General features: G+C 68.5%; 12 protein-coding genes and 2 pseudogenes. 9 read left to right on the plus strand and 5 right to left on the minus strand.

What is annotated here, in order from left to right:
- Positions 1-25: 25 nt before the first annotated feature.
- On the plus strand, positions 26-898 hold the full coding sequence (locus ACFC96_RS35935) for a helix-turn-helix transcriptional regulator (RefSeq protein WP_376616257.1): 873 nt from the start codon (positions 26-28) through the stop codon (positions 896-898).
- A gap of 44 nt (positions 899-942) precedes the next feature.
- A pseudogene (locus ACFC96_RS35940) lies at positions 943-1817 on the plus strand (IS5 family transposase).
- Here ACFC96_RS35940 and ACFC96_RS35945 read toward each other — a convergent pair.
- From ACFC96_RS35945 to ACFC96_RS35955, 3 genes are all read right to left on the minus strand, one after another.
- Positions 1801-2052 (minus strand): hypothetical protein, encoded by a 252-nt coding sequence (locus ACFC96_RS35945; protein ID WP_376616259.1) that lies wholly within the window; start codon positions 2050-2052, stop codon positions 1801-1803. The pseudogene ACFC96_RS35940 and the gene ACFC96_RS35945 overlap by 17 nt on opposite strands.
- Before the next feature lie 326 nt (positions 2053-2378).
- Complete coding sequence (locus tag ACFC96_RS35950; RefSeq protein WP_376616261.1) at positions 2379-3023, minus strand: GNAT family N-acetyltransferase; 645 nt, start codon at positions 3021-3023, stop codon at positions 2379-2381.
- 474 nt (positions 3024-3497) lie between these two features.
- On the minus strand, positions 3498-4049 hold the full coding sequence (locus ACFC96_RS35955; protein ID WP_376616263.1) for a hypothetical protein: 552 nt from the start codon (positions 4047-4049) through the stop codon (positions 3498-3500).
- 755 nt (positions 4050-4804) lie between these two features.
- On the opposite strand from ACFC96_RS35955, the gene ACFC96_RS35960 reads away from it, so the two are divergent.
- On the plus strand, positions 4805-5935 hold the full coding sequence (locus ACFC96_RS35960) for a winged helix DNA-binding domain-containing protein (RefSeq protein WP_376616265.1): 1131 nt from the start codon (positions 4805-4807) through the stop codon (positions 5933-5935).
- A 592-nt stretch (positions 5936-6527) separates the two neighbouring features.
- On the opposite strand, the gene ACFC96_RS35965 is transcribed toward ACFC96_RS35960, so the two are convergent.
- Positions 6528-6716 carry a DUF6381 family protein gene (locus tag ACFC96_RS35965; protein ID WP_340459183.1) on the minus strand — a complete coding sequence of 63 codons (189 nt, stop codon included), beginning with the start codon at positions 6714-6716 and terminating at the stop codon, positions 6528-6530.
- 637 nt (positions 6717-7353) lie between these two features.
- Here ACFC96_RS35965 and ACFC96_RS35970 point away from each other — a divergent pair.
- The 4 genes from ACFC96_RS35970 (at position 7354) to ACFC96_RS35985 (ending at position 10642) form a co-directional block, all read left to right on the plus strand.
- The gene (locus ACFC96_RS35970; RefSeq protein WP_376616267.1) at positions 7354-7596 is read left to right on the plus strand and encodes a GNAT family N-acetyltransferase; all 243 of its coding nucleotides are present in this window, start codon (positions 7354-7356) and stop codon (positions 7594-7596) included.
- Positions 7597-7677: 81 nt separating this feature from the next.
- A complete protein-coding gene (locus tag ACFC96_RS35975; RefSeq protein WP_376616268.1) occupies positions 7678-8421 on the plus strand; it encodes a class I SAM-dependent DNA methyltransferase in 744 nt (247 codons plus the stop codon).
- Between the two features lie 724 nt (positions 8422-9145).
- The gene (gene sigJ / locus ACFC96_RS35980) at positions 9146-10078 is read left to right on the plus strand and encodes an RNA polymerase sigma factor SigJ (protein WP_376225886.1); all 933 of its coding nucleotides are present in this window, start codon (positions 9146-9148) and stop codon (positions 10076-10078) included.
- Between the two features lie 105 nt (positions 10079-10183).
- Positions 10184-10642 carry a VOC family protein gene (locus ACFC96_RS35985; RefSeq protein ID WP_376225881.1) on the plus strand — a complete coding sequence of 153 codons (459 nt, stop codon included), beginning with the start codon at positions 10184-10186 and terminating at the stop codon, positions 10640-10642.
- 238 nt (positions 10643-10880) lie between these two features.
- On the opposite strand, the gene ACFC96_RS35990 is transcribed toward ACFC96_RS35985, so the two are convergent.
- Entirely contained in the window at positions 10881-11027 is a 147-nt protein-coding gene (locus tag ACFC96_RS35990; protein WP_376225880.1) for a hypothetical protein, read from the minus strand.
- Positions 11028-11380: 353 nt separating this feature from the next.
- Here ACFC96_RS35990 and ACFC96_RS35995 point away from each other — a divergent pair, with 353 nt between their 5' ends.
- The gene (locus tag ACFC96_RS35995) at positions 11381-12118 is read left to right on the plus strand and encodes a hypothetical protein (RefSeq protein ID WP_376616270.1); all 738 of its coding nucleotides are present in this window, start codon (positions 11381-11383) and stop codon (positions 12116-12118) included.
- A 371-nt stretch (positions 12119-12489) separates the two neighbouring features.
- Positions 12490-13404, plus strand: a pseudogene (locus ACFC96_RS36000) (MFS transporter); the annotation flags it as partial.
- Positions 13405-13487: the final 83 nt, after the last annotated feature.

A 13487-nucleotide genomic window follows, 5' to 3' on the forward strand; every position in this document is an offset into this window, starting at 1 on the left:
CCCCGGCCTGGCCTACGCTGAAGTCGTGCCAGCCGACGACGTCCGCACAGACATCCGCCATTTCCTCACCAGCCGCCGAGCCCGCATCACCCCCCAGCAAGCCGGCCTGCCGGACTTCGGCGGACGACGCCAGGTCAGCGGCCTTCGCCGCTCGGAAGTCGCCCAGCTCGCGTCCATCAGCGTCGAGTACTACACCCGCCTGGAGCGCGGCAACGTCGGCGGCGTCTCCGAGGAAATCCTCGACAGCCTCGCCGCAGCCCTCCAACTCGACGACGTCGAACGCACCCACCTCGCCGCCCTCGTCCGCGCCGCCAACGCACCGCACCGCGCCCCCGACCGCGACGGCGGGGTCTCACACGTCCGCGACAGCCTCCAGCAGATCCTCGACGCCATGACCGGAGCCGCCGCCTTCGTCCGCAACGCCCACCTCGACGTCCTCGCCACCAACCAGCTCGCCCGCACGCTGTATCAAGAAGCCCTCGACACCGAGGAGCAGCCGCCGAACCTCGCCCGCTTCGTCTTCCTCGACCCCCGGGCCCGACGCTTCTACCGCGACTGGGAGGGCATCGCCCACGACGCCGTCGGCAGCCTGCGCGCCGAAGCCGCCCGCGCACCGGGCAACACCGACCTCGCCGACCTCATCGGCGAACTCGCCACCCACAGCACCGAGTTCGCCATGCGCTGGGAAGCACACGACGTCGAGTACTACCGCAGCGGACAGCAGCGCTTCCACCACCCCACCGTCGGCGACATCGACCTCGACTACGACGCCCTCGAGATCCCTGCCGACCCCGGCCTGACCCTCATCACGTACACCCTCTCCCCAGGCTCCGCGTACGCGGACGACTTTCGTCGGCTGCAGGCACACGCACTGGCTGGGGGCAGCAGTCCCGGCTAGGGCCTGTGTCGAAAGTGGATCTTGAGGTGAGATGATCTTGCTTCGTGGCACGTGGAGATCTGACGGATGCACAGTGGGCCCGCTTGGAGCCCCTGTTGCCCAGAGGCAAGAAGCCTGGCCGTCCGCCGGCATGGACCAGGCGGCAGCTGATCGACGGCATACGGTTCCGTACCCGCACCGGTGTCCCGTGGCGGGATGTGCCGGAGCGGTACGGACCCTGGGCCAGGTCGTACGACCTGTTCCGCCGCTGGCAGCGGGACGGCACCTGGCATCGGATCTTCGCCGAGCTGCAGGCCCAGGCCGACGCCAAGGAGCTCATCACCTAGGACCTCAACATCGACTCCACCGTGTGCCGGGCCCACCAGCACGCCGCCGGGGCGCGGAAAAAGGGGCCCTGCAAAAGGAGCCGCCCGGCGGCATCGCCGTCGAGCCGGACGACCACGGCCTCGGACGCTCGCGCGGCGGCCTGACCACCAAGCTCCACCTCGCCGTCGAACAGGGCCAGCGGCCCATGGCCATCGTGATCACCGCCGGACAGCGAGGCGACTCCCCGCAGTTTGAACCTGTCCTGGAGAAGGTCCGTGTGGCCCGCCCCGGCGCTGGACGGCCGCGGACCCGGCCCGACCGGGTCCGCGCCGACAAGGCGTACGCCTCCCGCAAGAACCGCGCCTACCTGCGGCGACGCGGCATCCGCTGCACCATCCCGGATAAGGCCGACCAGGCCCGCAACCGCAAGAAGCTCGGCTCGCGCGGCGGCCGGCCACCCAGGTTCGACGCCGAGGACTACAAGGCTCGGCACGCGGTCGAATGCGCCATCAATCGCCTCAAGAGGCACCGCGCCGTCGCCACGAGATACGACAAGCTCAGCGTCCGCTACGAGGTGACCGTCCTCGTCGCAGCCATCAACGAGTGGCTGTGAACAGCACATTCGATACACGCCCTAGGTGTGCGGCGGCCCTTGGTGCGACGTCTGCCCCTGCTTGGCTTCGCGCTTCGGCTATGGCGATCTCGGCGACGCGGTGGAGGGAGCTCTGGTAGGCCACGGCATTGCCCGGCTCCTTCTGCCAGGCGCGGATGATGATGTCGGCGAAGTGCAGCGAACCCAGCGGGATTTCCAGGTAGAGGGTGGACCTGCTGGGCCCGGTCGAGGACATCACACCCGTGTACCAGCCCTATCCGCACGATCACAGCGTCGACATGGACGTGACGGGGCGCCGTGCCCCTTCGGCCGCGGCTCCCACGAGCTGGGCCAGATCCTGCAATTGTGTGTGGTCGCCCTCTACGACGTGCCAGTCGTAGAGGGCGGGGGCCGCTCCCCACTCATCGACGCGATGGCAGCCGCCACCACCCCGCCCCGGCGCATCACCGTCATCGCCCCAGGCGACGACGCGGTCGGTGCATTCCTCAGGCCTCGCCCTCCGCCGCCGCGCTGGCCGGTATCCGGCCGGCCGCCGCCAGAACTCTGTCCGGGGTCTGCTAGTCAGTCTGGTGTGCCGTTGGCTGACGCGCAGTGGGCGCGGCCAGAACCGTTGTCGCGAGCGTCCCATTCGTGGGAAAGGATCGACATCACCACCTCGTCGAGCCAGGCACCGTCACGCAGCTGTGCCTGCCGTCGCGTGCCCTCCTCGACAAAGCCCACCTTCTCGTACACTCGCCGTGCCCTGTGGTTGTGGGCGTACACATCCAGCTCAATTCTGTGCAAGCCGACCTGTTCGAAGCCGTACCCCACGATGAGACGCGTGGCTTCGGTACCCAGCCCCCTGCCCCGCCCACGAGGGCCGATCAGGGTCCGGAAGGCGCAGCTGCGGTTGGCGGGGTTCCAGTCGTAGAGGACGACCTCACCGACCACGATCCCCGTTGCGCGGTCGGTGACCGCGAGATCGAGCCGGTCTGCTTGCTCACTGCGCGACCCGTACCAGGCACGCAGTCGCTCCAACGTGAGCTCAGCCGACGGTTCGAAGGTGTAGCGGATGACTTCAGGATCCTCGATCACCTCGGCGATGGCGGTCGCGTCTGCCTCTGTGAAGGGGCGTAGCAGAGCCTTCTCACCAGTGAGAATCGGCTTGTGGGCAAAGTCGGTGAACGTGCTGTTCCTCATCCCGGGATCTTCGGTGTATTGCAGCATCCACGCAACAGTGTTTGGACAGCATCCGGGCCGCAGAGTGATCCGCGAGGGACGACCTACGCCGGCGATCACCCTCCTCGGCGTCGGACGCCTCACCAGAGTTCCGGACGCGCCGGCAGACCCGTCGCGGCAGATCGCCGTCGTCCGCGTCTCCGCACGGCCCGGGCCCTTGCCACGACGATCGTGCACAGCGTCATCGACGCCCTGTGGCGGGCGGACCCCACGCCCATCGAAGCGCAGTTCCTGTCCACCGTCGCCCAGCACCGGCGGGAGTCGGAGACCAACCCGACCCCGGTCCTACGGCAAGCGGAGTCGGCTTCCGCGCCCGGGCCACGCCGACGGTACTGTCCCTGCTCGGCGGGCCTTTCCTCCTGCACACTGCCACAGCACTTACGCCGGACAAGCAGAACGCTCTGGGCCACAGCGAGAACGAGGCCGACGACGAGTCAAAGTGAACAGGCGCCCCAGGAGCCGTCACACGGCCTGGGGGCCGGCGTCTTCCTCCCACATCTCAACAACGCGCCGCGCGGCTTCGGCGTAGGCCGCCGCCGGGGACGCGGGGTCCTCCAGGACATCGCGCTCGCGGGTGCACTCCCACTCGACCTGAGCAGCCAGGTCGACCAGCGCCTCGGCTCTGTGCCCGGGGAGCTGGTCGGCCGGCGTCGTCCTCGTCGCCCACTCCAGGTCCTGCCATCGGTCCGGCGCAATCCTTTGGACCGCCTCGACAAAGACCATGGGAATCTTCCGTGGGGCGCGTACAGCGGGCGTATACAGGACCTCGCCGGTGTCTCCGCCGGTCACCGTGTACCGGCCGACGGGCCGCAGCAGTCGGGTGCTGCCGTCATAGCGGATCAGGGTCAGCTCGATCCCGTCGGCCCTGCCGGCTTCGACGTCGACGCCGCTGACCACGCCCTGATGCCGGATCGGGTGTTCGTCATCCGTCCAGCCATCGTCGAGGACAACTCTGCGGCCGCGCAGGGCAGTCCAGTCGACGGCCACAGGGTCCTCAGGCTCGGTGCTGCTCATGTCTGCCCCAACGTCTGATCAGTCAGCAGGACACGAAGCGCACCGTGCCCGACACCCGAATGCGGACACCTCCGGCCGCGGTTCCCCCCTGACGCGACAGCGACCTCAGGGCGGCACGTGCCGCGTCGGCCGTCGCAGACCGCGTCAATGATCTTCTGGGTGCCTCGACCGGCGACAAACGACATCGTGGTCTGCAGGGCCCGCCCGGACCCATCATCGTGGTCCACAGGACCCGCCCGGACCATCTGCGCAGCTACCGGGCGGCGCCCGCAGCCCACGTCAGCACAGCGACCGGAAGGACTCCCGCACCTCGGCATGGGCTGCGCCGCCCTCGCTCAGCCCAGGGACAGGGGCGGGCGCCCGAGCACGTCGCAGTCGGACATCCGCGGGCGGCGATCATGGGAGCTTGGACGGCGCAGGCCGCCTCACAGAGGTCCTGGGAGCGGGGGTGGATGTAGGCGGGTTCGGTTGCGGCCAGGCCCTGCACCGAGGCGAAGCAGAGCTGCTTTGCCGCGAAGACCATTGTCTGTCCACCCGGTCCGGTCGAGGAACGGCCGCTGCCCGGCCCCGCATCGGGCAGAGGCCAGAGGACAGAGAACAGGGGCAGCATCGACGGACCGCTGCGCCGAAGGACGCTCCTTCCCCTTCCTGAAGCCGCCGGGCAGGGCGATGCCGCAGGAACAGGGCGATGCGACCGAGGCCTTGACGCACCTGAGAGGAGCCGGGGCGCGTGATGTGGGGCAGAATCCTGCGCTGTGGTGATCAGCGCGCGTGAACTCAACCGGGCGACCCTCAGCCGCCAACTGCTGCTGGGGCGTGAGCCGCTGACCGTCCCCGACGGTGTGCGGCGTGTGGTCGCGCTCCAGGCGCAGCACCCTGCCTCGCCCTACCTCGCACTGTGGAACCGGCTCACCGGGTTCGCTCCCGCCGGCCTCGATGCCGCGTTCACCGGGCGTTCGGTGGTCAAGGCGACCTTGATGCGGATCACCCTGCACGCCGTACACACCGAGGACTACCCGGCCTTCCGCGCGGCGATGCAGCCCACGCTGTACGCCTCCCGGCTCGGCTTCCGCTTCGCCGCCGCGGGGCTGACCACGGCGGACGCCGACGAACTGGTGCCGGAGCTGCTGGCCTTCGCCCGCCGGCAGCGCACCTCGGCAGACATGCAGGCGTGGGTCGAAAAGCGGCTCGGCGCCGAGAAGAAGGAGGGGGCATGGTGGGGGCTGAAGGCGTACGCGCCGTTGCATCATGCCCCGACAGATGCCCCATGGTCGTTCGGCCTGAGGCCGTCCTTCGTCGCAGCGGGAACAGCCGCCTTCACCGGGCGGGCGGTGGATCCACAAGCGCTACGGACCCTGATCCTGCGCTACCTGGCGGGATTCGGGCCCGCCTCAGTGGCGGACGTGGCCCAGTTCGCCATGGTGCAGCGGCCAGCCATCCGCGAGGCGCTCCGCGCTCTCGACGGCGCCGTCGAGCAGCTCCAAGGGCCCAACGGCAGAACGCTGTTCGACCTCCCTGGCGCCTCCCGGCCGCCCGCGGAGACCCCCGCCCCGCCCCGGCTGATGGCGATGTGGGACAGCGTTCTGCTGGCCTATGCCGACCGCAGCCGGGTCATACCCCCGGACTACCGCCCCTGGGTGATCCGCAGGAACGGCGACGTCCTGCCCACCCTGCTGGTGGACGGCCATGTCGCCGGTGTCTGGCGCCCGGTGGACGGCGGCATCGAGGCCACAGCCTTCCGCCCCCTGTCCCCCGCCGCCTGGGAGGGGCTCGCCGCGGAAGCTCAGTCCTTGAAGACTCTCCTCGGCGAACGTGAGACGACGGTCTACAGCCGCTACGGCCACTGGTGGTCGAAACTCCCCGAGGCTGAAGCGCGGTTGCTGTGAACAGCGGGCTCTACTGCCCAGACTTCGATGGCACGCACGGAAGATTCGTGGGGCACAGCCCGCACAGACACGACGGCTGCGGCATCCGCGCGCCCGCTCAGCAGAGCGGGAAGACCCGCCGCAGTAACACCAGAGTCGCAGGCTGTTGAGGTGCGGGGCAGAACGCCAGGCGACAGTTCCCCGACGAGGCCGGCGGCGTCGAGGCCGGTCATGGCAGTGCCGGGCAGTGTCTCCGAGGAAAGCCTGCGGCCCACCGCAGTGGATCGCCGTCGCCGGCGGCCGCAGCGCGGGTCTGTCGCTGTTCTTCTCCCCTACTGCGCGCGCTGCGCGACATCCCGCTCGCACAGCCCGGACCGGCGTCCGCGGCAGGGGCGTCGTCACACCCCGAATGAAATCGCCGGGGACAACCGCCGCGCCATGCCCAGACACCCGCGGCACAGCTCGCACGTTCGATCCAAAACCTCATCACGGGCCCCAGAACCTCATCACGGACGACAGCGCACACAGCAGTGACCGGCCGGTGGCCTCTCGCGTGACTGAAAGCCACGCAGGCCGGCCACCGGCCGGTGTCCATACCCGGAACTACCGGGAGCTACAGCGTCGGGTCGATGTCCGGCTTACCCGAACCGCCCATGTGCTCGCTCTGCTCCTTGAGCTGGCGGGCCTTGTCCTTCAGACGCTGACGCTCCTGCGGGTCAGTGGCACGTTCCGCGGCCTGTTCCAGGTCCTGAGCCTTAGCACGCATCTGCTGGGTACGACCGGACTCGCCTGCAGCGCTCATGATCACTCCTTGGGTGACGAGGGAAGAGCGGGCCCCATCAGAGAAACAGGCCCCGTCACCCCCTGCATCTCGATCAATCACCCACTGTCATCTGCCCAGCTGGGAAGCCCTTACGGAACGACGTGTGCGCCGGATCCTTCTCACGCTGTGGGGTGCCGTCGCTCAGTGGCGCCGGTCCCACGGCCCCGCTCATCAGCGCCCCGCCGCTCCCCACCCGACGGTGCACTTTCACGGCTCCGCCAAGTGCCGGAAGTCGCTGGCACCTGTCATCCCCCGTGCGCCCAGCTCCAGCAGTGCCGTGCGACGGCGCGGCAGATTCTGACAGAACACTGCGGCTGCGTAGGCGCCATGTGTCACGACATGCAACCAGCCCAACAAGTCGTCCCCACCACGAATCCGAGTTGGCCCCGGGCCGGCGAGGCCGGATGAACTGGCGCGAGGCCCGTGGTGGCGGACGGCGAGCTGTGCAGCTCCAGGATCTCGGCGTTGGCCGGTCGAAGGCTGGTCCATAGGATCACCTCCGACCGGGCACTCAACTACACCCCGGACGGCGCCTCTTACTGGGCCAGGTAGTGACTGATCAACGGGCGCATGTGTGAGTGGGCCATGGCCGTCCACGACTGAGGGCCGGTGTCGCGTGGCTTCACACCCCGCCTCGAACGCCACCACCACGGAGGCAGGCATCTGGCCCCGCCCCGACTTCCGCGGCAAGCGTCTCGCACCGCCCGTCATAGCCGCCTCGTACCAGCGTGAGCACCGCAACAAGACCCTGCTCTTCTACAGCAGCGCTGCAGACAACCACGCCTCCCAATCCGTCGCTCGCACTCTCGGCCACACCCCACTCGGCTGGATCTGGACAGCACGTCAAAAAGTAGGCTGAGAAGCTGTTTCTGATGCCTCCTGACAGGCGGTCCGAAAAACTCGGTGGACATCGTGTGGGCCAAGGGCGAGCGTTGACGGAATGCAGCAGGAGAAGATCTGGGACGCCGATGCCGCTCAGCGCTACGACACGCCCGGCTCCGGAATGTTCGCCCCCGAGGTCCTGGAACCGGCCGTGGACCGTCTCGCCCAGCTCGCGGGTGACGGAGAAGCGCTCGAGTTCGCCATCGGGACCGGCCGGGTAGCCGTCCCGCTCGCGGAGCGAGGAGTCTCTGTCACCGGCATCGAGCTGTCGCTCCCGATGGTGGAGCAACTGCGAAACAAGGTCGATGAAGCAACGATCCCCGTGATCGTTGGTGACATGGCGACCACCGTCGCCCCTGGAAAGTACGCCCTCGTCTATCTCGTGTACAACACGATCTCCAACCTGCTCACCCAGGATGAGCAGGTCGAGTGCTTCCGCAACGCTGCCCGCCATCTCGCATCTGGTGGCCGGTTCGTGATCGAGCTCTGGGTACCCGAGTTGCGCAAACTCCCACCGGGTCAGACGGCCACCGTCTGGCAGTCCGAACCCGGCTACATCGGGTTGGACACCTACGACGTACTCCATCAGCACGTCGTATCGCACCACTTCCGCTTCGATGAGACCCAGCAGGCGCGGTTGTTCCGCAGCCCTCATCGCTATGTCTGGCCGGCAGAACTCGACCTCATGGCCATGCTGGCCGGATTCGAACTGGAGACCAGGCATGCGGACTGGGCCGGCGCCGAATTCACCGCCGAGTCGCGTTCTCACGTCTCCGTCTACCGGATCCCACCCGCGGAGTAACCACGCATGGCCGGGAGATCGATGGCGCGTCAGTGCTATGCCTCGTACGCGCGTCGGGACGAGGCAGAGCCGTGTCTTCACACGGCCACGACGCCCGAATCATGCCCCTGGACTTCAAGCCTTCCAACATCCTCAACACACATCACGCCCACCGGTGCCGTAAAAGTCCTCGATTTCGGGTTCACGCAGGAGCCGACCCATACGCAACCACGAACCGTTTGACTCAGAGCCGGCTTCATCACGGGAAGGCCCCCATACATGCCCCCGAGCAAGCAGGCGGCCTCCCGGACCTCACAGCGACCTGTACGCGCTCGGCTGCCTCCTCCCTGAGCTGATTACAGGCCAACTGCCCTTCCAGGCAATCGACACCGTGGATTGCCTGACAGCAGCGCACCTCACCCAGGCCCCGCCCGCCCCCGGCTCGGTCTCCACGGGCATGCCGCCCACCTGAGAGGACCTCACGCTCACCCTGCTACACAAAAATCCCGAAAAGCCGTATCCGAACGCACACGGCCTCGCCCGGGCGCTACGACTCCGTCGAAGCCGCAAGCTCGGTCCCGCCCGGATCGGCCCGATCCTGAGCATGACGTTCTGTGGGATTGCTTGTCCGACGCACCGCGCAGCCGATGTCTAGGGCCGGTACCAGGCGGGCTCACTTTTCTGCCCGCTGGTTCGTCGAATGGGAGACGGACAACTGCGACGAGGAGAAGCAAGCACCGTGGACATGCGATCCGGACAAGCCGAATCAGGTCGCGACGACGCCGCCGCGCGACGGTACAGCATCGTGAACGAGCAGGGGCCGCTGATCAATCTCGCTTACCGTCTCCTCGGTTCCCTCGCCGATGCCGAGGACGCGGTCCAGGAGGGCTACGCCCGCTGGTACGCCCTGTCCCGAGAGCAGCAGGACGCCATCGGCTCACCGGGGGCGTGGCTGTCCACCGTCGTGAGCCGCGTGTGCCTCGACCTGCTCGGCTCGGCTCGGGTCCGGCGCGAGCGCTACGTCGGCGAGTGGCTGCCCGAACCGGTGCCCGACGTCATGGAACGGTACGGCCGGCGGCCCGGCGCCGAAACCGACCCGGCGGACCGGATCACGCTGGATGAGTCCGTCGACATGGCCTTCCTCGTCGTGCTCGACTCGATGACCCCCGCCGAGCGGGTGGCCTTCCTCCTCCACGACGTGTTCCGCTACCCGTTCACCGAGGTCGCCGAGATCGTCGGGCGCACGCCGGCGGCATGCCGCCAGCTCGCATCATCGGCCCGCCGCCGCGTCGGCGACGCACGGCCGATCACGGCACCGGCCGCCCGCGCACGGGTCGTTCGCGACTTCAAGCGGGCGTGGCAGGCCCAGGACATCCAGGCTCTGATCAACCTGCTCGACCCGTCGGCGACCGCGACAGCCGACGGTGGCGGTCGGGTCGCCGCGTCACTGACTCCCATCGAAGGCGGCGCGGAGATCGCCCGGTTCCTCGTCGATCTCGCACGACAAGCGGGCACCTTGAATCTGTTGGAACGGACCGTCAACGGTCAGGCAGGACTCGTCGCCACCGACCGGGGAAAGACGGTCGCGGTGTACGCATTCGAGATCGCCGGCGATCGCATTCAGCGGCTCTGGGTCGTGCGCAACCCCGTGAAGCTCCGCGTGTGGACACAGTCCTGAACGTACTGACCGGCACTGTGCCGCAGGGCCCGGCGCCGCGCCTCACATTCCCGGCCGCCGCATCGTCGTACTCGTGAGATGCCCGGGCCCGATCAGGAGGAACAGATGGAAACATCAGCCAAGGCTGTCCCCCACTTCGCGTTGCACCTCGTCGTCGACCACGTCGAGAGCAGCATCACCTGGTACGAGAAGGCGCTGGGCGCCACGGTGACCCGCATCATCCGACTGCCGGACGGGTCCATCGCCACCGCTGATCTCGACGTTCACGGTCTGCCCGTCGCCATGGCCGCACCCGTGCCGGGCACCTTGCTGGCCAGCCCTTCCACGAGCGGTACCTCAGTGGCCGCCTACCGACTCGGGGTCCAGGACGCCGACGCGGCAATGAGGCAGGCCCTCGCCGCCGGCGCCACCGCGAGCCGTGAAGTCCACGACGCGTTCTGGGGCGTACGCACAGGAGAAGTACTCGACCCCTCCGGCCACCGCTGGGCATTCGACCAGCACCTGCACGACGTACCGGCACAGGAAATCGAAAGCCGCCTGGCCGAACTCCTCCCGGGCCACTGACCAAACAGGTCACACTCAGCAGAACGAGTCTGCGCGTGCGTCGCGCAATTCCCGGCATGATGACCTTCGGTGAGCACAAAGGGCCGGCCTCGAGCGCCGTGAAGGGCTGCCACAACCGCCCCGGCCCACTCCCGAAGTAATCAACTCCCACCGCCGAAGTACTCATGAACGGCTGGTTCTGCACCCGTCACCCGCCCGCAAGGACGAAGACTGTTGTAACGACTGCATCGTCGACCGCTCAAAAGACATGCTCATCCGCGGCGGCTTCCACGCCGATCCCCGAGAGACCGAAGAGGTGCTGACGACGCAGACTGCGATCAGCATCGCCGCGGTCACCGGCGTACCGCACGAGAGCAACGGCGAGGAAACCAAGGGCGTTCGTCATCCTGCATCCCGGCGCCGATACCTCACTCGACGAGCGTGGCGCCAGGGACAGGAGCCAAACGGCCGGCTACATGCACCCGCGCCTCATGAAGATCGTCGAACCCCTGCCGACGCCCCACCCGAGACCCTCAAGTGCGAACTCAAGCAGCCAGCGCCACACCACGGCGTTACGTCCCGATACGCCGCCCCCGAAAAGGGTCACCTCCAGACGGCCCAGCAGACCAACCGATAGAGTCCGCACGTGCGTTGATCTCCCGGGCGGCGGCCAAGCGCCGCCGCAGACGGTGCGGGCGCCCCCGACACGTCGGGGCCGTCCGGTCGGCATACCCGTCACCGCACACCGGAGATCACGCAATGGCTGCTCAAGAACCCCTCACCTACGACGCGTTCGTCGAACTCGCCGCCGCCGATCCAGCCGTCGTCGGCCTGGTCCTCAAAGGCTCCCGGGCCCACGAGGGCATGACCACCGAGCACTCCGACCACGACCTGTACGTCGTCCTCGCCGACGCAGCGGTCACGGACCTCACCCGGTTCACCGGGCACCGCACCCCACAACTCGACCTCGTCATCCTCTCCCTCGAGCAATTCCGCGCCGCCGGAATGCCCGGCTTCGAGCGTTACGCGCTCGCCCGCGCCCGTATCCTGCTCGACCGGCTCGACGGAGACATCACCCACATCCTCGCCGACAAGGCACGGCTCCACACCGATGAAGCCTTCCGGGAGGCGGGCCAATGGCTCGACGCCTACGCCAACTCCCTCTACCGTTCGATCAAGAACGACCGCGACGGACATCCGCTCGCGGCCCGGCTCGACGCCGCCGACAGCATCCGCTTCCTGCTGGAACTGCTCTTCGCACTGGACCGCCGCCCCCGTCCCTACAACAAATACCTCGGATGGGAACTCGCCCGATTCCCGCTGCCCGGCTGGGACACCGACCAACTGCTCGACGCCGCGGACCACATCTCGGGCACGGGCGACGTGGCCACACAGCGTCACCTGTTCGCTCAGGTCGAGACAGCAGCCCGGCAGGCCGGACACAGCGCGGTGCTCGACGCGTGGGGTCAGGACCTGCACCTGATGCGACCCCAGTAGCAGCCCGCACAGATGATCCCCACCACTGCTCGTGCCGCCCGAGTCTGCGCAACGGGCCCTGGCCGACGCTCGCGGACCGGCCGTCGGTGCAGCCAGAGCCGTTCGGCGGGCACCCGCGGGTGCGTCGGCCAACGATATGGAGTTCGAGGGCGGCGTCTACCATCCCGTATTCGTTGAGCTGAGTGCGCAGGGCGGAAGGCGCAGGACTCGGCGGTAGCCGCAGCACATCAACGACCCCAGTACCGTTGCGGGTATCCACCGAGGAGATCTGCCAGCGCAGGGGGCGACACCGGGGGTCATCCATTCCACGTGATCCCAACGTCACGGCGCGGGTCGCATGACGATCATAGCCCCGCGTCGACTGGGGATGGCGCGTGCTCTACGTCGTCGGGGGCCTGGGGCTCGCCTTGTTCCTCGGCATCCTGCGCCGGCTGCCCGAGTCTCCCCGCTGGCTGGAATCGGTGGGCGACCTTGAGCGTGCCGAGGTCACCATGTGTGCGATCGAGGAGCAGATCGTCCGTCAGGGACAGCCCCTGCCACCGATCGAGGCCGAGCCGGCGCGCCCCGTTGTCGCCGCCGATACGGGAACGGGCGTGCTCGCGCTCGTCCGGGCCGGTCACGGGCGCGCGTTCTCCGTCACCTCGGTGATCTGGACCCTGGGGATCGTCGCCTACTTCGGCTTCAACTACTGGGTGTCCACGCTGCTCGCACTGCGCGGCTACGACCTGGAACGGACCACGTTGTACACGGCGGTCATCGTGACGGCCGGTGTGTTCGGCCCCCTGGCCGCCACCTCCTTCGCGGACCGCTGGCAGCGCAAGCACATCCTGGTAGGCGTCGGAGCCTGCCTGAGCGTTCTGGCCCTGCTGTCCACCCTCGCCCATTCCACGGTGACCACGATCGCTCTGGCCTGTCTGCTGTCTTTCGGCTTCCAGCTGGCGGTGCCTCCGACCTCGACCTACGCCGGCGAGGTCCTTCCCACCCGATTCCGCTCGACCGGCGTGGGGTGGACGATGTCCTTCGCCCGCATCGCCAACGTCGTCGCGGCGCAGGTCATTTCGGCCCTGCTCCTGGCTTTCGGAACCGACTCGGTCTTCTACCTCGTCGCCGTTCTGGAAGCCGCCTTCGCCCTGGCGGTCGGTTTCTTCGGGGTCAGGACACGCGAGGTGACGCTGGAGGACGTCAGCGCGTCCGAGGCGGCCACCGCTCCGCCCCGGGCGGAGTCGCTGCCGCCCGTGCGTGTCGCAGGGCGGGCGGCCGACCGTCCTTCCGTCGAGGGGGTGTGACTCCACACGGACGCAGGGGCGGGGGGGGGGCGCCGGGGGGGGGGGGGGGCCCCCCCCCCACCCCCCGGGGGGGGGGGGCGCCC

The organism is Streptomyces sp. NPDC055955 (assembly GCF_042270245.1).
In the GTDB taxonomy this organism is placed as follows: domain Bacteria; phylum Actinomycetota; class Actinomycetes; order Streptomycetales; family Streptomycetaceae; genus Streptomyces.

What these genes read in the sequence shown, in the direction of transcription:
- ACFC96_RS35945 (WP_376616259.1), bottom strand. Translation starts at nt 2,052, where the DNA reads ATGTCCTCGACCGGGCCCAGCAGGTCCACCCTCTACCTGGAAATCCCG.
- ACFC96_RS35950 (WP_376616261.1), bottom strand. Translation starts at nt 3,023, where the DNA reads ATGCTGCAATACACCGAAGATCCCGGGATGAGGAACAGCACGTTCACC.
- ACFC96_RS35955 (WP_376616263.1), bottom strand. Translation starts at nt 4,049, where the DNA reads ATGAGCAGCACCGAGCCTGAGGACCCTGTGGCCGTCGACTGGACTGCC.
- ACFC96_RS35965 (WP_340459183.1), bottom strand. Translation starts at nt 6,716, where the DNA reads ATGAGCGCTGCAGGCGAGTCCGGTCGTACCCAGCAGATGCGTGCTAAG.
- ACFC96_RS35975 (WP_376616268.1), top strand. Translation starts at nt 7,678, where the DNA reads ATGCAGCAGGAGAAGATCTGGGACGCCGATGCCGCTCAGCGCTACGAC.
- sigJ (WP_376225886.1), top strand. Translation starts at nt 9,146, where the DNA reads ATGCGATCCGGACAAGCCGAATCAGGTCGCGACGACGCCGCCGCGCGA.
- ACFC96_RS35985 (WP_376225881.1), top strand. Translation starts at nt 10,184, where the DNA reads ATGGAAACATCAGCCAAGGCTGTCCCCCACTTCGCGTTGCACCTCGTC.
- ACFC96_RS35990 (WP_376225880.1), bottom strand. Translation starts at nt 11,027, where the DNA reads ATGACGAACGCCCTTGGTTTCCTCGCCGTTGCTCTCGTGCGGTACGCC.
- ACFC96_RS35995 (WP_376616270.1), top strand. Translation starts at nt 11,381, where the DNA reads ATGGCTGCTCAAGAACCCCTCACCTACGACGCGTTCGTCGAACTCGCC.